Raw genomic sequence first — 17,925 nt, forward strand, 5'->3', positions numbered from 1 at the left:
TGCTCGCTCTCCTGGTTGTCTCCGGTCTGGCCTACCGGGGGCTTGCCAAGCAGCAAGCGGTGATTGAGGAAATAGACCAGTTGCGCTTTCAGCAGTATCGCCAGGTATTGGAAACCTCGGCCGCCTCGCAGGCGGCGATGGTCGGCGCTTATGCGGCAGGCGCGCGAATTCTCGAATCCAACGGGCAAGCTTCTGCTGAAGACCTTGAGTCCTATCTGGAAGACATGCAGGCCAGTGTCGACGATATGCGCGTGGGGCTGGACAAGGTAGCCCGTGAGACGCGCCTGGGTGACGAGGAGAAAGCCCTCTACCAGGCCGTGCAGGAACAGGCCGCGGTCGTTGGCGAGGGCCTTGCCGATTTCAAGCGCACCGCCCTGAGCGATCAGATACAGGCTGCTTCGCTGCTCGGAAGGGCGCGCGCCGATAACAATGGGCTACAAGGCCAATTCAGCCGCCTTCTGGGGCTGCAGGCGGAGCTGACCTCTGGCGCCTTTGCCGAGGCCGGTGCCACGCAACGACAGGTATCGCAGATGCTGGTCGTGGTATTGCTGGTCGCCAGCATACTGGCTGTGGTGGTCAGTCTGTTATTGCGTTCACAGATCATCCGGCCCATCCGGGAAATCGAGCAGGCGTCGATCGACTTGCGCGACGGCGACCTGACCCGACGTGTGCGGGTCATGGGGCGAGATGAGGTTGCCCATACCGCCCAGGCATTCAACGAGCTCATTGATAGCTTCCAGCAGGCCATGCGCAAGGTAGCCGGCGTTGCGGCATCGGTTGGCGCGTCGGCGGAGGAACTTGTGGAAACCTCTGCTCGGGTGGCCGAAAGCTCTACCGCACAGGCCGGTGCGGTGGGTGCGGTTTCGATGACCATCGAGCAGATGAGCGACGGGATTGCAGCAATCTCCCGTCATGCAGAGAGCCTGCGCAGTTGTGCCGAAGCCAGTTTGCGTGGTGCGCAAGATGGACACCTGGCACTGGCACGACTGCTTCAGAAGATCGACAGCGTGCGCCTTGCGTTCTCAGCGATCCGCGGCTCGGTGGGCGACTTCGTCGAGAGCACGACGGCGATCACTACGAGCATCGCTCAGGTCAAGGATCTTTCCGCACAGACCAGTATGTTGGCCCTCAATGCGGCGATCGAGGCGGCGCGGGCAGGAGAGAGCGGACGCGGTTTCAGTGTGGTGGCCGACGAGGTGCGCAACTTGGCACAACGCTCTGCGACGGCCGCTAATTCGATCAACGAACTGACCGTGAAGCTGGAGAGTCAGTCTGAGGTTGTCGACGAAGCCCTGCGCGCCGGCACGGTGGCGTTGGATGATAGCGGCCGATTGTTGACTGAGTTGGAAAGTACGCTACAACAGGCAGCGGAACTGGTCGGTGATTCCACGCGCGGGGTGGACCAGATTGCGGACGCGGCGAGTGTGCAGAGCGAGGGTGGGCGGGGCATCACTGCGAACGTCGAGCACATCGCGCGCATGGCCGGCGAGGGCGATGCGATCACTCATCAAGTCTCCGGAGCCGTGGTTTCTTTGCGGGAGCTGTCCGATGAGCTGAATCTGGCGGTAGGACGTTTTCGCTTTGAAATATGACCGACCGATCCAGGGCGCCTACGGATGGGTGCTTGGTGGATTCCCGTTGCACCTAGCCTGCTGTGGCTTCGTCCGGGGGCAGGCTGCAAGCCGTCAGCAAATGTTCACGCATACGCTCTAGGTACTGCTGCAATTGGTCATACTCCTGAGGGGAGAAGTCTGCCATGGCCTCCAGTCGCGTCTGCTCGCCAATGGAGCGCATGAACTGCAGCAGCGGGTGGGCACTCGGGGTTAGGAACAACAAGAAAAAACGACGGTCAGTGGGGTGGTTGCGACGCTCAATCAAACCGCGCGCCTGCATTTTGTCCAGCAGGCGTACCAGAGTGACAGGCTCGACTTCCAGCAGATCGGCCAGACCTTTTTGGTAAATGCCCTCATGCATGGACAGTTTGGATAGAACTTGCCATTGAGCGCGCGTTAGGCCGGCTGCACGAGTCAATCGCTCGAAACGTTTTCGCATCAAACGGGCAACGTCATGGAGAACAAAGCTGAGGGTAGATTCAGTTGTCATTAGGGCACCTCAAGTCAATGTTTGAACTGAATGCCGCCATGCCTGGGCGAATCAGGTGCATCGCCTAGCGGCTGCGGATCAACTGCAAGAACTCCTGGCGCGTGTTGTACGACTCGCGAAAAGTACCGAGCATTACCGAAGTGCTCATTACAGAGTTCTGCTTTTCAACGCCGCGCATCATCATGCACATGTGTTTCGCCTCGATTACCACCGCCACGCCGGCGGCACGGGTGATCTGGGCAATAGCTTCGGCAATTTGACGGGTGAGGTTTTCCTGAATTTGCAGGCGGCGGGCAAACATATCGACAATACGCGCCACCTTTGACAGACCAAGCACTTTGCCCGTCGGCATGTAAGCAACATGCGCCTTACCAATAAACGGCAGCATGTGATGTTCACACAGCGAGTAAAGTTCGATATTCCGGACGATGACCATCTCATCGTTGTCCGACTCGAACAGTGCACCGTTGACGATCTCTTCGAGCGTTTGCCGATAGCCATGGCAGAGGTAATGCATGGCCTTGGCCGCGCGTTCTGGCGTATTCAGCAAGCCTTCTCGCTGCGGATCCTCGCCCACGCCTTGGAGTATTTCCCGGTAGTTTTTCGCCAGCTTTTCGTCCATTAGTCGACCTTGTTGTCAGGTTGAAAAAGAAGAGAACGTCATACCCTGCCACGTGGCAAAAAAACGTACACCCCGACGCCGCAGCGCCGGGGTGTCGAACTTAAAGTTGGGTGACGGTGATTTTTCCTGTGGTTCGACTGGCATCGTGAAACGCTGCCCCCGTGCCGTTGCGCCACTGCTCAAGCAAAAGTGCCTGGCGCTCTCGGGCGTGGGCGAGGAAGCGTTCTTTAACCGGACCATAACCGCGGACGCTGTCTGGCAACTGCGCCAGATCCTGAGCCAGGCCCAGCTTGTCCGCAGTCAAATCACTCAACACTTCGTCGAGGATGCTTTCATAGTTGGCCAGCCAGTTACGTTCCACCTTGCGCTCGTGGGTGCGACCGAATGGATCGAGCCAGGTGTTGCGCAGGAACCTGAGCTTGGCCAGCAGCTTGAAGCCTTGCAGCATCCACGGGCCGAAGCTGCGCTTTTTCGGCTCACGACCGGTACCGTTATCATTGAGCAGCGGTGGCGCCAGGTGGAAGCGCAGGCGGTAGTCGCCCTCGAAGCCCGCCTGGATTTTTTCCAGGAATTGACCATCGGTAAACAGACGTGCCACTTCGTATTCATCCTTGATCGCCAGCACTTTGAAGTAGTAACGGGCGACGCTTGCCGACAGCTTGCCCGGCTGCCCGAGCAGTGCCGTTTCCGCTGCCATGACTTGCTCGACCCGTTGTCGGTAACGTTGGGCATACGCCTTGTTCTGGTACGCCGTGAGAAATGCCACGCGGCGTTCCAGCGTTTCCTCCAGGCTTTGCGACAGCCGGCGATCTGCGTTCTGCACGTTGCCGGCTTCCAGCTTGCGCAAGACCCGTGGCAAATCTTCGGCACTGCGCCGGCCCCATGTAAAGGCTGAAAGGTTGAAGGGGACCGCAGTGCCATTCAATTCGATGGCCTGTAGCAGCGCCGCTTCGCCCACGGGCAACCAGCCTTTCTGGTAGGCATAGCCGAGCATGAAGGTATTGGTGGCAATCGAATCGCCCATCAATGCCGTGGCGATTTTGCTCGCGTCGACGAAGTCGGCCTGGGCCTGGCCAACCGCTTCGGCGATTTGTGCCGACATGCTTTGGGTCTGGAATGTCGGGTCCGGGTGTTTCTGCAAATCGCCGCTTTCGGCCTGTTGGGCAAAGGTGCGCACAAAGGCGCTGGTAATACTTTCTTCACTGTTGATCAACGCATGGGTAACGCCCTGGCGCAGCTTGGACAGGGTTTCGGTGTTGGCGCTGACCACCAGGTCGCAGCCCAGCAGCAGCGCTGCTTCACCTTCGGCAATCCGGGGCGCGAACAACTGATCCTGATGCGCGGCGATGCGGATATGCGACCACACCGCGCCGCCTTTTTGCGCCATGCCCGCCATGTCCAGGTTGAGTGTGCCTTTACCTTCGATAAACGCTGCCATTCCCAGCAGTGCGCCGATGGTCACCACGCCGGTGCCTCCTACGCCGGTCACCAGAATGCTGTAGGGCTCATCCAGGGTAACGGTCGCAGGGGTTGGCAGTTCCCAGACGTCATCCGCCGTAGCCGCCAGCGCCTTGGGTTTGCGCAAAGCGCCACCTTCGACCGTGACGAAACTCGGGCAGAAGCCGTTGAGGCAGGTGAAGTCTTTGTTGCACGAGGACTGGTCGATTTCCCGCTTGTGGCCGTACTCGGTTTCCACTGTCACCACCGACATGCAGTTGGATTTGCTGCTGCAATCACCGCAGCCTTCACACACCGCTTCGTTGATCACTACCCGGCGGGCCGGATCGGGGAACTTGCCGCGCTTGCGACGCCGACGTTTTTCCGCGGCGCAGGTCTGGTCATAAATGATTGCAGACACACCCTGGAATTGACGCAGCTGTTCCTGCACCTCGTCCATCTTGTCGCGACGCAGCACCGGCACGCCATCAGCCAGATCATGGATATGCTGGTATTTCTCGACATCGTCGCTGACCACCACCACGCGCTGTACGCCTTCGGCGGCGAGCTGTCGGCTGATCTGCGCCACGCTGAGGCTGCCGTCCACCGGTTGCCCACCGGTCATGGCTACGGCATCGTTGTAGAGAATCTTGTAGGTGATCTGCACATTTGCCGCGACGGCAGCCCGGATCGCGAGAATGCCGGAGTGGAAATAGGTACCGTCACCCAGATTGGCGAAAACATGTTGGGTGGTGGTGAAGGGCGCCTGGCCGATCCACGCCACGCCTTCGCCACCCATCTGGCTGAAAGTCTGGGTCTGGGGGTAGATCCAAGCGGCCATGTAATGGCAACCGATGCCGGCCAGTGCCCGGCTGCCCTGGGGCACTTTGGTCGAGGTGTTGTGCGGGCAACCGGAGCAGTAATGGGGGACGCGGTCCATCAGGTTGCTGAACTGGCCTTTGCTGGCCAGCTGCGCATCCAGCACGGCCAGGCGCACTTGCAGCGGGCCACTTTGATGTACCCGCAACATACGCTTGGCCAGCGCACGGGCGATCATCGCCGGGGTCAGGTCGTTGATGGCGGGCAGCAACCAATCGGTGTGCGGCAGGCTCCATTCACCTTTGTCGTCAAACTTGCCGACGATGCGCGGGCGGACATCTTCGCGCCAGTTGTAGAGTTCTTCCTTCAACTGGTATTCGATCATGTGGCGTTTTTCTTCGACCACCACGATTTCTTCCAGGCCCTCGGCGAACTGCCGCACGCCTTCAGCCTCCAGCGGCCAGACCATGCCGACCTTGTACACGCGCAAGCCGATCTGCTGCGCCAGGGCTTCATCGATACCGAGGATTTTCAGTGCCTGGCACACGTCGAGGTAGGATTTGCCGGACGTGATGATACCGATCCGCGCCTTCGGCGAGTCCATCACGATCCGGTCGAGGCGATTGGCGCGGGCGTAGGCGAGGGCGGCATACAGCTTGTGTTCCAGCAGGCGTTGTTCCTGCGCCAGGGGCGGGTCTGGCCAGCGAATATTCAAGCCGCCTTCGGGCAGCGGGATATCGGGAATGATCGGCTGCACGCGATGAATGTCGATATCGACAATGGCCGCGCTCTCCACGGTATCGGCCACTGCCTTGAGCGCAACCCAGCACCCGGAATAACGTGACATGGCCCAGCCGTGCATGCCGTAGTCGAGGTATTCCTGCACGCCCGATGGTGCCAGTACCGGCATCATGACTGCTTTGAAGATGTGCTCGGTCTGGTGAGGCAGCGAGGAGGAACGCGCGCCATGGTCATCACCGGCAATGGCCAGTACACCGCCGAACGGCGAGGTGCCGGCGGCGTTGGCGTGACGGAACACATCGCCGCAGCGGTCGACGCCCGGACCCTTGCCGTACCACATGCCAAACACGCCATCGTAGGTGGCGCCTTCGAAGAGGTTGACCTGCTGCGTACCCCAGATCGAGGTGGCGGCGAGGTCTTCGTTCATGCCTGGATGGAACACTGTGTGGTGCGCCTTGAGATAGTCGCGCGCCTTCCACAATGCCTGGTCGAAACCACCCAGCGGCGAGCCCCGATACCCGGAAATAAACCCGGCGGTGTTCAGGCCATTGGCCAGGTCGCGTTGGCGCTGCATCAGCGGCAGGCGCACCAGCGCCTGAATCCCGCTGAGCAAAACGTTTCCACTGTGCTGGACGTATTTGTCATCCAGGGACGGGGGCGCACTCATGTTCATCCTCCAGGCTTTATTGTCATGGCGGCGCCAGGAGAGCGGCGTTGCCTAGTTATTGGCCGGAGTCTAGGGAGTGCTTCTGTCATCGTAAAATCACAAAAACGACGGGTCGGTATTGGTTATTCAAATACCGCTCAGTCGTCCAGCGGTCCTTGCTGACACAGCTTGCGTGTTGCACGCCCTCCGTGGGCCTGAGCATTTGATCAATACCAAAATGCATTTGAGCAATGCTCCCAACCGTTGTGCCCGAACCTCCCCCTCCCGTCTACTTCAGGCCATACCGAATGCCGTCGGGCCGGCGCTTATCGCGCGGCCCAAACGGCCCAACGCCTCGGCTGCCAATAACAACAAGAATGTAGGGGGAGTGTTGATGATCGATGCAAAGTTAAAGCCGTTAAGCCTGGCCGTCTGGTTCAGCGTGACCGGGTGTGCCTTCATCGTCAGCCCTGGTCAGGCTGCCGAGTTTGATACCGGCAATCCCGACCTGACCGCGCGCTGGGACAACACCGTACGTTACAACCTCGGGATACGGGCCGAGGGACGCGACTCCGCGTTGGCCAACAATGCCAGCTACGACGAGTCCGATTCCAAGTTCGATCGAGGCGATGTGGTGACCAATCGCATCGATTGGATGAGTGAAATGGAGGTGGCTTACAAGCAGTACAACGGCTTTCGCATCAGCGGCGCCGCCTGGTACGACCAGGCATATGCGGACACCGATGTCGAAACCAGCCCTGGCAATGTCTACTACCCCGGCGCGTTTCCCGGTACCAGCACGTCGAGCTACACCAACGGCCATTACTCGGGCTTTACCAAGCGCTACCACCGCGGCCCCAGCGGTGAGTTGCTGGACGCCTTCGCCTTTACCCGCTTCGAACTCGGTGACATTCCGGTCAGCGTACGTGCCGGTCGACACACCGTGTACTGGGGCAATGGCCTGCTGATTGCCGGGCATGCGGTCTCCTATTCGCAAGCACCGCTGGATGGGCGCAAGGCCGTGAGCAACCCCGGTACCGAGACTCGCGAAATTTTCCTGCCATTGACGCAGCTTTCCACCCAGGCACAGGTCACCGACAAGTTATCGGTGGCGGCGCAGTATTTCTTCGAATGGGACACCACTCGGGCACCGGAAGGCGGCACTTATCTGGCGTCTGCCGACGTCGCCCTGGAGGGGCCGGACCGCTTGCCGCTGTTCAGTGGTGTATCACGGCCGTTGATCGATCCGGTCAAGCCCAAGGACCGGGGCAACTGGGGGGTGATGGGCACTTACAGCTTCGACTTCCTGCACTCGGAGGTCAGCCTGTTCTATCGCCAGTTCGACGATTACAACCCGTGGGGCCTGCAGGTGGCGCCCACCTTCGCCCGGTATGTGTACGCCGAGAACGTCAAGCTCTATGGCCTGGGTTATTCCGCTGGCCCGGTACTGGGTGGTGGCTCCCTGGGAGTAGACCTGTCGTATCGCCAGAACACCTCGCTGGTCTCCAGCAATATCAGCACCGTCGACAACCAAGGTGCCCGGGGTGATACGTGGCACATGGTGGTCAACGGCTTGTGGTTGCTGCCGCGCACCGATTATTTCGACACCGGCAGCCTGATTGCCGAAATGGCTTTCAGCCATGTGGCACGGGTGACCCAGCATGAAGAACTGTTCAAGGGCGAAGGCTATGGCGGCTGCCCGGCGGGCCAGGACAAGCACTACGGCTGCGCCACCAAGAACTATGTCGGCCTCGCCGTCAGCTTTGCGCCGCAATGGCTTGGGGTGTTCCCCGGCTGGAATATTTCCACGCCCATGAGTGTGGATTACGGCGTCAACGGCAATGCCGCAACGGGCGGTGGCAACGAAGGGAAATACACCTGGAAGGCTGGCATCAAGGGCACTTACGACGAGCGCGTTGACGTGACCCTGTCGTACATCGGCTACGGCAGTGAGCGCCACTACGCGGACGTCGCCGGTGTCGGCAAAACGGTGGTTGGCGGTTCCGGCGATGTTGGTCTGACCGACCGTAACTGGGTGTCCTTGACCCTCAGCACCGCGTTCTGAACAGCCTCTGAATGCAATGCAGTGATCGCCGGGTTCGGTGATCACCCCCCTCTGATCGGAGAATGTCATGATGGTTGATTTTCATGCGATAGGCCTGGTGGTCATCGCGTTGGCGGGTTCGGCGTTGGCCGATGACAGCTTCACCCCGGCCGACCTGGGCGGCAAGCTCACGCCGTTTGGCGCGATAGTCGCGGGCAACGCCGCGGGCACGATCCCGGCGTACGACGGTGGTTTGAAAGTGCCTGCAGGCCTGGTGCCCGGCGATGGGAACTGGCCCAACCCGTTCGCCAATGAAAAACCACGCTTGCGCATCACGGCGGCCAACGCCGATCAGTACGCCGACCAATTGGCGGCCGGGCAATTGCAACTGCTCAAGCAGAACCCCGACACCTATTATCTCGAGGTGTACCCCACGCACCGGACGGCGGCCTTTCCGGCTGACTTTCTGGCCGCCACCCAGCGCAACGCCAGCCGCAAGGAATGCAAAACCGAAAACGACGGTCTGTCGATCAGCGAAGGCTGCCGTGGCGGCCTGCCATTCCCGTTGCCGCGTGACGGTCGGGAGTTGATGTGGAATTACATCCTCAACTACCAGGGCGTGAATGGCTGGGACTGGAACCACAGTGCCTACGTGGTCAACGAAGGCCATGCGACGCTGACCAACACCAACCAGTCCACCGGCGAAAAACCTTTCTACCAATTGGAGGTGCCAGGGCGCGATCCGAAAATCGCCCAGCGTATCTGGTCGCGCATTGTCGCGCCGGCTCGCACCGCCGGGCAGGCATCCGGGTATTGGGATTACCTCGACCCGGTCGCCGACGCCCGATACGCCTGGAGCTACAGCACCGGCCAGCGCCGTGTGCGCAAGGCCCCGGAGTTCAATTACGACACCCCCAACTCGGCGTTCGGCGGGGTGGCGTTCTACGACGAAATCTTCCTGTTCTCCGGGAAGATGGACCGCTTCGACTGGAAGCTGGTGGGCAAGAAGGAAATGTTCATTCCCTACAGCAACTACACGCTGAAATGGGGTTGCGACATGGACAAGAAGCTCATGCCCAAACACATCAACCCCGCTTGTGAGCGTTGGGAGCTGCACCGCGTCTGGGTGGTGGAAGCGACCCGCAAGGACGGGGTGCGCCACGCGCAAAAGAAACGTCGCTACTACATCGACGAGGACACCTACGGCGCTGCGGTCTACGACGCCTGGGACGACAGCGGTGCGCTGTTCCGCACCGGCTCTCAGTACAACATCGAGGCCTACGGCATTCCCAACAATCCGCAACAGGATTCCTACTCGCTGTACGACTTCACCCGTGACCAATACGGCATGTTCGGCAATGGCCCGACGCGCTACCGAAAGGCACCGGTGGCTGAGCGTGAAGCCAACCCGCAGACCATCGCCGGGGGGCAGACCCGCTGACGTCATGCTCCTTTTCGGCGTTCGCCACGGGCGCCGATTTTTTTTATCCGTCCCGAGATTCCTTTATGAGCGAGATCCTGAAACGTCTAGCCGGCAAAATCTGTGTGATCACCGGCGCAGGCAGCGGCATTGGCCGTGCCTCGGCACTGCGTTTTGCCAGGGAAGGCGCCACGGTGGTGGTCACCGATCTTTACGCTGAATCGGCGCAGGCCGTGGCAGCGGAAATCGGTGCCAACGCCCTGGCCTTGCAGGTGGACGTCGGTGATGAAGACGCCTTGCGGCAGATGATTGAGCAGACCGTCCAGACCTTCGGTTGGATCGACGTGCTGTTCAACAACGCCGTGTACCGAAACCCGGCCACCACGCGCGATATCGACTTCATCAACTTCAACACCGAGCTGTTCCACAACTGCATGCGTGTCAACGTGCTGGGCGGTGTGCTGGCGTGCAAATACGCCTTGCCGCACATGCTCGCCCAGGGCAGTGGCTCGATTTTGTTCACCTCGTCCACCAGCTCGATTGCCGGTGAGATATCCCAGTTCAGCTACGGCGCCTCCAAGGCCGCGCTCAACTGGTACGTGCAAAGCATTGCCGCCACCTTCGGTAAGCGCGGCATTCGTTGCAATGGCATTTTACCGGGGGTGATTCGCACGCCTGCCATGGAAAGCTGGGCCAACGAGGCCATGAAGGCCGCCTTTCTCGATCTGCAAAACGTACCGCAACTGGGCGAGCCGGAAGATATCGCCGCCATGGCTGCTTTCCTCGCCAGCGACGACGCGGCCTATGTCAACGGCACGCTGATGCGCGTGGACGGCGGCATGAGCTGCGGCACGCCGATGGTGCCGGTGGTGCGTAATTTCCTGCTGCCCAAAGCCTCGGTCTGATGCCGATCCATTCACTGCACTGGAGCCCGTTTCATGGCACTCGAACAGGAACGCTTCATCCTCGACATGCTGGCCGCCTGGGGCGATGGCAGCGACGGCAGCCGCCCCGATATCGACCGCATCATGGCCACCTTCGCCGACAACGCCGTCTGGCAACTGTGGGTGCCGGGTGGCCCGGTGATCCGCGGGCATGCTGCGTTGCGTCGCGAGATCGAGCGGCAGATGAGTTATGTCACGCATAACCGCTGCACCACGCGCCACATTGTCTCTTCCGAGCGCGTGGTGATGACCGAGCGCGACGATTACTGCGTCAGCAATGGCATCCCCATGCCGCACTCGATGGTGGCGGTGTATGAGCTGGATGAAAACGGGCTCATCTGTGCCTGGCGCGAGTACCTGGACACCGCCGACCTTGCCAGGAAAAAAGGCGTGCCGCTGGAACAGGTGGGCGGGCCTGGCGCTGGAGTGACCGACACCCATTGAAAACGGCGCTGGTCATCAGCGCCTGATGAGGACCTTGTATGTCAACAACAATAAATGCGACCTGTGATCCGCTCGAAGAAAAGCTGCGTACCTTTGTCGAAGGGCTGCTGGGTGGGAAAGTCACTGCCATGCAACGCCTGCCGCGCTGGCGCCCGGCCTGGAACCTTGAACTGCAACGCGAGGGCGAAACCCTTCAACTGCACATTCGTGGCGAGCGCGGGGGGGATGTCAGTCCATTTCCGGAGCTACGCCGGGAAGCGGATATTCTCACTGTGCTCGATCAGCAAGGCGTGCCGGTACCGCGTATCTACGGTTTCTGCGAAGATCCGCAGGCCATCGTGATGCAGTGGGTGCCGGGGAGTCGTGATGTCAGCACCGCGCAGAGCGATGCCGAACGCCATGGGGTCGCACGCCAGTGGGTCGACGCCATGGCACGCATGCATCAATTGCCGCTGCAACCCTTTGTCGAGCAGGGTATTGACCTCCCAACAGGTGCCGAGGACATGACCTTGGCAGGCCTGGAGGCCTATTACCCGCTGTACGCGCGTAATAAAACCAAGCCGCAACCGCTGGCCGAATTCGCCCTCGGTTGGCTGCGCCGCAACGTGCCACGGCACCGCACCCGGCCTGCTTTCGTTCAGTATGACTCGGGGCAATTCCTGTTCGAGAACGGTCAGGTGCTTGGCCTCTATGATTTTGAATTCGCCATGATCGGCGATCCCCTGGCCGACCTGGCTTCGGCGCGCATGCGCGACAATTATGAGCCGCTCGGGGACAGTTTCGCGGCCCTGTATCGCTACTACCAGCAAGTGACCGGTGAACCGGCGGACCCCGATGTCGTGCGTTATCACACCGCCCTGTTTGCCACCGTCAGCACGATGCAGTTCTCGGCGTCGGTGGCTACGCCACAACCGGGTGACCCCCATGACACCTACGCCGAGTTTGACCTCGCCCTGCGCCGGGTGGTGGTGCATGCGCTGGCCGAAGCCATGGGGGTCGCTCTGCAAACGCCGACACTGGACATTGTCAGCAGTGGCCCGAATGCAGCGTTGCTGACCATGCTCGCCGATGCCCTGGCACAGGTGGAAGTGAGCAGTGACTTCCAGAAGACTAAACTGCGCGCAGTGAGCAAATTGGTGGAATACCTGGGTCGTGGTGATGCCATGGAGTTGCACTTGCGCGAGCTGGAACAACAAGAAGCGCAAGACCTGCTGGACCGCACCTTCAGTGGCTACAACGAGATCGATGCAGCGCTGGAGGCCTTTGTCAAAAGCGCCGGGCCCGAATACGACGAGCCCTTGCTGCGCCTGTTCATGGCGCAAATCGAGCGCCGCGTCCTGGTCTATGGCAGCACCGCCATTGGCGCCTCCGCCAGCCACATCGACCTGCCGCCTGTCATCTGACGCGCTGAAACCTTCCTCGTCCGGTGATCGGTCACCGGACCCTCGTTTTGGGAGTCCCTATGCCTGTTCCTAATAATGCCTTCGCGCATCGGTATGGCCCATGGGCCGTGATTGCCGGCGCCTCCCATGGCTTGGGCGCCGCGTTCGCCCGTTCACTGGCCGAGCGTGGCCTCAACTGCGTGCTGGTGGCGCGCCGTGGTAACGCGCTGGCGCAATTGAAAAGCGAATTGGAGCAACGGTACGCCATCGATGTGCTGGTGGTGACCCAAGACCTTGCTCATCCGAATGCCTGCGAGCAATTGATGGCGGCTGTGGGTGAACGGCAAGTCGGTCTGTTCATTTACAACGCTGGCGGTGACCCTTACATCACACGCTTCCTCGACACCTCGGTTGAGGACTGGGGCGCCTTGCTGCGCCTCAATTGCTCGACCGTGATGCAATGCAGCCATGCCTTTGGTGCCGCCATGCTGGCGCGCGGACAGGGCGGATTGCTGCTGGTGGGTTCCCAGGCTGCATTGGGCGGTATTCGCAAACTGGCGATGTACGCCGCCACCAAGGGGTTCGCATTGAATCTCGGCGAGTCGTTATGGGCCGAGTGGAAAGACCGTGGCGTGGATGTGCTCAACCTGCTCATCGGCACCGTCGACACACCGACCATGCGTGATGCCATGGTCAAGTTGAACATTCCCGACGCTCTGACCATGACCTTGCCCCAGGCTGAAGACCTGGCGCTCCTGGCGCTTGAGGAACTGGGCAATGGCCCGACGCTGATCCATCCCGAAGACATCCTCGCCCAGGGCGCGGATACACCCGGTGCGGCACGTCGTGCCCATGTGCTGGGCAAGAGCGCGCAAGCGGCTGTGTTTATCGGCAACGACTGAGGTCACCCCCATGAAAGGTTTTGATAACGCAGAATTCAAACGCGGGTGGCAAGTGCTGATCCTGGCCCTGATCGGCGTCGCGACCAGTTCCAGTTCGTTGCTGCTGTACAGCTTCAGTTCCATGGTCATTCCTCTGGAACAGGCCATGGGCTGGGGCAGGGCAGAGTTGCAGGCAGCGATCACCGCGCTGTCGCTGGGCACCATTGTCGCGTCGCAGTTGGCGGGCTGGCTGAACTTGCGATATGGCCTGCGCCGGGTCACGTTGCTGTCGCTGCTGGCGCTGTCCCTGAGTGTCTTCACCCTGACCTGTATCAACGGTTCGATCTGGACCCTCTACCTGGGGTTTTTCCTGGTGCCGCTAGCCGGGCTGGGTACATTGCAGGTGACCTGGTCGCACCTGGTCAACTTGTGGTTCGAGGAAAACCGTGGCCTGGCGCTGGCGATCATCCTCAGCGGCTCCGGGCTGGCCGCCATCATGCTGCCGCTGGTTACCGCCTGGGCGATCGGCCGCTGGAATTGGCAGGCCGGTTTCCTGGCGCTGGGCGTATTGCCGGTGCTGCTGGCGTTGCCCTTGGCACTGCGGTGGTTATTACCGACGGCCAATGTCAGCCACAACACCACACAACTCCCAGCCGCCAACGGACAAGCTGGAGGGCTGTTACTGCGGGAGGCGCTGCGTTCATGGCGGTTCTGGGTTTGCAACCTGTCGATGACCTTGGTGGTTTCCTGCGTGGTGGGCATGGTCACCAATATCGTGCCGTTGCTGCAGGACAGAGGCCTGAGCGCCTTGCAGGCCAGCCAGGTTTTCAGCAGTTTTGGCGTGTCGCTGATTCTTGGCCGGCTGCTGGTGGGCTACCTGATTGACCGGTTGTGGGCGCCCGGCGTCGCCTCTTTGGCGCTGCTGATGCCGGCATTTGCCTGCGGCATTTTCGCCTATGGGGATTCCAGTATTGCGCTGTACATCCTCGCCACGTTGCTGGTGGGCGTGGGGGCGGGTGCCGAGTTCGATATCGCGGCATTCCTGATCGCCCGCTATTTCGGTATGCGTGACTACGGCCGCTTGTTTGGTGCCCACCTGGGCCTGATTACCGCCGGTGCCGCGATTTCACCGTTACTGTTCGCGGGGTTGTTCAAGCTCACCGGTGGCTACTCGGCCATGCTGCTGTTGAGTTCCATCTGCTTTGTCGTCGGGCCCTTGCTACTCCTGACGCTGGGTGGGTACCCGCGTTATCAGGTCGAGCCATTGACGAGCAGTTAAACGCGGCGCTTAAGTAAATATGGACAGATAATAGAAAAATGTTCAATTATTGCTCGGGTGCAGCCTGACAATAAAACAGACAAGGAGAATGCCATGCGTGCCGCAATCATTTCCGAGCGCAATGCACCGCCAGCCGTCGGTGAGTTTCGTGAGCCGCAATCGCAAGACGGCGCAGTCCTGATCGATGTCGATACCGCCGGCCTGGGCGGCTGGGATGTCCTCGGCGCGTACCGACTCGGGGTTGAATACCCCTGTGTCATTCGCGGCGAAGGCGTGGGCCGGGCACCGGATGGTCGCCGGGTGTATTTCGGCGAGCGCTCGGTGTTGCCGTTTGGTGCCTGGGCAGAGCGCACCCTGGTGCCGCAAGCCGAGGTATGGAATGTGCCGGACGACGTCGACGATAAAACCGCGATCAGCATGGGCATCGCCGCTACCGGTGCCATCGTGCCGCTGGAAAAAGCCGCGATCCAGAAAGGTGAAAAGGTCCTGATACTGGGCGCCACCGGCACCCTCGGCCAGATTGCCCTGCAATTGGCGCGTGGCATGGGGGCTGGCAAAGTGGTCGGTGCTGCACGGTCGGGCGAAGCGCTGGGCCGTTTGAAGTCGCGGGGCCTGGCCGACGCTGTGGTGACGCTGGGTGGCAGCGATGATGTGGCTGCACTGAAGGATGCGGCCGATGGCGGATTTGATGTGGTGCTTGACCTCGTGTGCGGTCAACCCATGTTGACCTCCCTGAAAGCCACCAATTGGGGGGCGCGGATCATGACCATTGGCACGGGAGCCGGTCGCCAGCTCAATCTGGATATTGCCGATCTGTTGTTTCGCAACTTGTCGTGCATTGGCACGGGGCAACGCCCGCCCGCAGACCGTGAGCAGATCTGGCTCCGACTGCTGAAGATCGCCAAAGAGCAGCAGATCCAGGTGGATTACCTTGATTACACCCTCGACCAGGCGGCTGAAGCCTGGGCCGCGCAGGTCAATGGGCCACACGCCAAAATCACCGCCAAGATTCATCGCTGAAGCCATGAGCGCGAAAAGGGCGTCCTTGTCAGGGCGCCTGTCAGCGCTGGCGCTGGTGGCGAAACTCCTCGGGTGTGACACCGAGTTCTTTACGGAATGCGGCACTGAAGGCGGCGGCATTGTTGAAGCCGGCCTGATAGGCAACCTGTTTGATCAGCAGTCGTGAGTCGGCCAATAGCGCCACGGCTTTTTGCAGGCGACTTTGCGCGGCGTACTGACGCAAGGTCATGCCGGTGGTGTTTTTGCAGCGACTGGACAGCGTTCGCAGCGGCAGTTGGCAGGCCTGCGCCAGGTGGCCGAGGGAGCGGCCCTCATCGCTGGCGCTGTCGAGCAGCTCGCGCAGAATGTTGAGTTGACGAGGGCTGAATTTTTCCGCGCTGTGCGAGGAGTGGACGGCATCGTCGTCCGCGTCGATGAACTCGCGACGCAGGTCCAGGGCGATGCTGGTGAGCAGGCACTCGGTTTGCAGTTCGCTGGCAAAACCGGGGTGGGCCACCTCTTCGGCCAGACGCTGCAGGGAGGCGTGCAGGTAACCGCTTTGCAGGTTGAGCATGGCTTCGCTGACGCCGTCTTGCCAATTCCAGCGATAGCTGCCCAGGACGCCGAGGGAGGAGGGATCGAACAGGCAGACCAGCGCTTTTTGCTCGCTGGCCGCGTGACGCAGGTGAAATTCGGTGCCGCGGGGAATGAATAATAGATTACCCAGGGGGTGGAATCGATGCGCGCCGTGGCTGGGGAAACTGCCGAAGTTAGGCTTGGTCTGGGCACTGGTCGGCAGCATCAGGCGTAACAGGCAACTGTCGCCGGTTTCGATCAAGGCGGTGCCCGTGTTGGACCACTGCGCGTGTTCAACCCGGATGTCGAAGCCTTGTCTGGCCAATGAAGCTTCAGTCAGGAAATTACCCGACGCTTCGCAGTCGTACTCGCTGTAGTGGATCGCGTTCATGGTTCAACCTTCAGCCATTTTTATTATTGGCGCTGAAATTCGAAAGATAACGATACGTCAGGGAGTTACCCGGCTTTGAGTGTACCCAGCGCGTGAGCCGAGCTGTTTCACATATTCAGGTGACAGGTATCAGAAAATCCGATGACGAAAGGCAAAGATATTTCCATGCGTCAACTGCGCTATTTCGTTGCCGCCGCCGACGCGGGCCAGTTTTCCCAAGCGGCGCTCAAGGCGCATGTCTCGCAGTCGGCGATTACTGCGGCGGTGCTGCACCTGGAGCAGTCCATGGGCGTCAGCCTGTTCGACCGTTTACCTCATGGCGTGACACTGACCGCTGAGGGCAACAAGTTTGCCCAGCATGCGCGGCACATCCTCGACACCTTGCAGGATGCCCTCAGTGAACCGCTGTTTCTCGGCCACACCATGCAGGGGACCGTGCGCATCGGCGCCTCCTACACGGTGCTGGGTTACTTTCTGCCTGCGCTGCTGGCACGCTTCAAGCGTAGCTACCCTCAGGTCGAGATCGACCTGATCGATATGAACCGCCAGAGCATTGAGGAGGCCCTGGGCAATGGCGACCTCGATCTCGGCCTGACGATCGTCTCCAACACACCGAACCTCGACGGATTTGCTCACCATGTGCTGGTCCGTTCCCGCCGCCAACTCTGGTTGGCCAGCCAGCACCCGTTGATGGCTGCCACCTCGATCAATCTCGAGGACGTCGCCGGGCATGCCTATATCCTCCCCACGGTGGATGAGGGAGAGGCGTCGACCTTGCGCTATTGGGAATCCCGTGGGCTGGCCCCCAAGGTAGCTTTTCGCACCTCTTCCATGGAGGCGTTGCGCGGGTTGGTGGCGCATGGCTTCGGTGTGACCATTCTCTCGGACATGCTCTACCGGGCCTGGTCACTGGAAGGCAAGAAAATTGAGATCCGGCCGCTGGTGGATGTGATTCCACCCATGGAACTGGGGCTGATCTGGCTGCCGGATAACCGGTTGTCGGCGCCGGCCCAGGCGTTCCGGCAGTTCCTGATCATGGCCTGCGCCTCGTAGCCGCTACCGGCAGGTGGCTGTTCTAGTCGTTCACTCAATAATTAAATGAACACTTAATTAAAATGTGTCTATATAGTTGGCGATGCATTTATACCCTCAAATCGATCCGGAGCCCCTGCCAATGGGGCGTTCGGTCTGCTGGCT

The 17,925-nt window shown here is 60.6% G+C and carries 14 protein-coding genes and 1 pseudogene; 11 read left to right on the top strand and 4 right to left on the bottom strand.

Annotated features, from left to right (window positions below; genetic code table 11):
- Nucleotides 1-530: 530 nt before the first annotated feature.
- Together MKS85_RS28930 and MKS85_RS28935 are read left to right on the top strand one after the other, a co-directional pair.
- Nucleotides 531-728 (top strand): annotated as a pseudogene (locus MKS85_RS28930) (HAMP domain-containing protein); the annotation flags it as partial.
- Nucleotides 729-866: 138 nt separating this feature from the next.
- Nucleotides 867-1,592: a methyl-accepting chemotaxis protein gene (locus tag MKS85_RS28935; RefSeq protein WP_404940916.1), complete on the top strand. Its 726-nt coding sequence runs from the start codon at nt 867-869 to the stop codon at nt 1,590-1,592.
- Between the two features lie 52 nt (nt 1,593-1,644).
- On the opposite strand, the gene MKS85_RS07725 is transcribed toward MKS85_RS28935, so the two are convergent.
- From MKS85_RS07725 to MKS85_RS07735, 3 genes are all read right to left on the bottom strand, one after another.
- The gene (locus tag MKS85_RS07725) at nt 1,645-2,103 is read right to left on the bottom strand and encodes a MarR family winged helix-turn-helix transcriptional regulator (protein ID WP_039588814.1); all 459 of its coding nucleotides are present in this window, start codon (nt 2,101-2,103) and stop codon (nt 1,645-1,647) included.
- A 64-nt stretch (nt 2,104-2,167) separates the two neighbouring features.
- Nucleotides 2,168-2,725 (bottom strand): GTP cyclohydrolase I FolE, encoded by a 558-nt coding sequence (gene folE / locus MKS85_RS07730; RefSeq protein WP_014338777.1) that lies wholly within the window; start codon nt 2,723-2,725, stop codon nt 2,168-2,170.
- A 100-nt stretch (nt 2,726-2,825) separates the two neighbouring features.
- Nucleotides 2,826-6,389 (bottom strand): indolepyruvate ferredoxin oxidoreductase family protein, encoded by a 3,564-nt coding sequence (locus MKS85_RS07735; protein ID WP_047882652.1) that lies wholly within the window; start codon nt 6,387-6,389, stop codon nt 2,826-2,828.
- Between the two features lie 373 nt (nt 6,390-6,762).
- Here MKS85_RS07735 and MKS85_RS07740 point away from each other — a divergent pair, with 373 nt between their 5' ends.
- From MKS85_RS07740 to MKS85_RS07775, 8 genes are all read left to right on the top strand, one after another.
- Entirely contained in the window at nt 6,763-8,433 is a 1,671-nt protein-coding gene (locus MKS85_RS07740) for a DUF1302 domain-containing protein (RefSeq protein ID WP_014338779.1), read from the top strand.
- A gap of 67 nt (nt 8,434-8,500) precedes the next feature.
- Entirely contained in the window at nt 8,501-9,853 is a 1,353-nt protein-coding gene (locus MKS85_RS07745) for a DUF1329 domain-containing protein (RefSeq protein WP_014338780.1), read from the top strand.
- A gap of 65 nt (nt 9,854-9,918) precedes the next feature.
- Nucleotides 9,919-10,737 carry an SDR family NAD(P)-dependent oxidoreductase gene (locus tag MKS85_RS07750; protein WP_014338781.1) on the top strand — a complete coding sequence of 273 codons (819 nt, stop codon included), beginning with the start codon at nt 9,919-9,921 and terminating at the stop codon, nt 10,735-10,737.
- 33 nt (nt 10,738-10,770) lie between these two features.
- Nucleotides 10,771-11,220, top strand: a complete 450-nt coding sequence (locus MKS85_RS07755; RefSeq protein WP_014338782.1) for a nuclear transport factor 2 family protein — start codon at nt 10,771-10,773, stop codon at nt 11,218-11,220.
- 38 nt (nt 11,221-11,258) lie between these two features.
- Complete coding sequence (locus tag MKS85_RS07760) at nt 11,259-12,623, top strand: phosphotransferase family protein (RefSeq protein ID WP_014338783.1); 1,365 nt, start codon at nt 11,259-11,261, stop codon at nt 12,621-12,623.
- 59 nt (nt 12,624-12,682) lie between these two features.
- Nucleotides 12,683-13,504: an SDR family oxidoreductase gene (locus MKS85_RS07765; RefSeq protein WP_034114521.1), complete on the top strand. Its 822-nt coding sequence runs from the start codon at nt 12,683-12,685 to the stop codon at nt 13,502-13,504.
- Nucleotides 13,505-13,514: 10 nt separating this feature from the next.
- Nucleotides 13,515-14,762, top strand: a complete 1,248-nt coding sequence (locus tag MKS85_RS07770) for an MFS transporter (RefSeq protein WP_014338785.1) — start codon at nt 13,515-13,517, stop codon at nt 14,760-14,762.
- Nucleotides 14,763-14,855: 93 nt separating this feature from the next.
- The gene (locus tag MKS85_RS07775; protein ID WP_047882653.1) at nt 14,856-15,782 is read left to right on the top strand and encodes a zinc-binding dehydrogenase; all 927 of its coding nucleotides are present in this window, start codon (nt 14,856-14,858) and stop codon (nt 15,780-15,782) included.
- A 40-nt stretch (nt 15,783-15,822) separates the two neighbouring features.
- Here MKS85_RS07775 and MKS85_RS07780 read toward each other — a convergent pair whose 3' ends face one another.
- Nucleotides 15,823-16,728, bottom strand: coding sequence for an AraC family transcriptional regulator (locus MKS85_RS07780; RefSeq protein ID WP_310662801.1), 906 nt, complete (start codon nt 16,726-16,728; stop codon nt 15,823-15,825).
- Nucleotides 16,729-16,869: 141 nt separating this feature from the next.
- On the opposite strand from MKS85_RS07780, the gene MKS85_RS07785 reads away from it, so the two are divergent.
- Nucleotides 16,870-17,781 (top strand): LysR family transcriptional regulator, encoded by a 912-nt coding sequence (locus tag MKS85_RS07785; protein WP_034114514.1) that lies wholly within the window; start codon nt 16,870-16,872, stop codon nt 17,779-17,781.
- Nucleotides 17,782-17,925: the final 144 nt, after the last annotated feature.

Origin of the sequence: Pseudomonas sp. JL2 (assembly GCF_031570495.1) — a bacterium.
GTDB lineage: Bacteria > Pseudomonadota > Gammaproteobacteria > Pseudomonadales > Pseudomonadaceae > Aquipseudomonas > Aquipseudomonas rhizophila.

What these genes read in the sequence shown, in the direction of transcription:
- MKS85_RS28935 (WP_404940916.1), top strand. Translation starts at nt 867, where the DNA reads ATGACCATCGAGCAGATGAGCGACGGGATTGCAGCAATCTCCCGTCAT.
- MKS85_RS07735 (WP_047882652.1), bottom strand. Translation starts at nt 6,389, where the DNA reads ATGAGTGCGCCCCCGTCCCTGGATGACAAATACGTCCAGCACAGTGGA.
- MKS85_RS07740 (WP_014338779.1), top strand. Translation starts at nt 6,763, where the DNA reads ATGATCGATGCAAAGTTAAAGCCGTTAAGCCTGGCCGTCTGGTTCAGC.
- MKS85_RS07745 (WP_014338780.1), top strand. Translation starts at nt 8,501, where the DNA reads ATGATGGTTGATTTTCATGCGATAGGCCTGGTGGTCATCGCGTTGGCG.
- MKS85_RS07765 (WP_034114521.1), top strand. Translation starts at nt 12,683, where the DNA reads ATGCCTGTTCCTAATAATGCCTTCGCGCATCGGTATGGCCCATGGGCC.
- MKS85_RS07760 (WP_014338783.1), top strand. Translation starts at nt 11,259, where the DNA reads ATGTCAACAACAATAAATGCGACCTGTGATCCGCTCGAAGAAAAGCTG.
- MKS85_RS07785 (WP_034114514.1), top strand. Translation starts at nt 16,870, where the DNA reads ATGACGAAAGGCAAAGATATTTCCATGCGTCAACTGCGCTATTTCGTT.
- folE (WP_014338777.1), bottom strand. Translation starts at nt 2,725, where the DNA reads ATGGACGAAAAGCTGGCGAAAAACTACCGGGAAATACTCCAAGGCGTG.
- MKS85_RS07780 (WP_310662801.1), bottom strand. Translation starts at nt 16,728, where the DNA reads ATGAACGCGATCCACTACAGCGAGTACGACTGCGAAGCGTCGGGTAAT.
- MKS85_RS07725 (WP_039588814.1), bottom strand. Translation starts at nt 2,103, where the DNA reads ATGACAACTGAATCTACCCTCAGCTTTGTTCTCCATGACGTTGCCCGT.
- MKS85_RS07775 (WP_047882653.1), top strand. Translation starts at nt 14,856, where the DNA reads ATGCGTGCCGCAATCATTTCCGAGCGCAATGCACCGCCAGCCGTCGGT.
- MKS85_RS07755 (WP_014338782.1), top strand. Translation starts at nt 10,771, where the DNA reads ATGGCACTCGAACAGGAACGCTTCATCCTCGACATGCTGGCCGCCTGG.
- MKS85_RS07770 (WP_014338785.1), top strand. Translation starts at nt 13,515, where the DNA reads ATGAAAGGTTTTGATAACGCAGAATTCAAACGCGGGTGGCAAGTGCTG.
- MKS85_RS07750 (WP_014338781.1), top strand. Translation starts at nt 9,919, where the DNA reads ATGAGCGAGATCCTGAAACGTCTAGCCGGCAAAATCTGTGTGATCACC.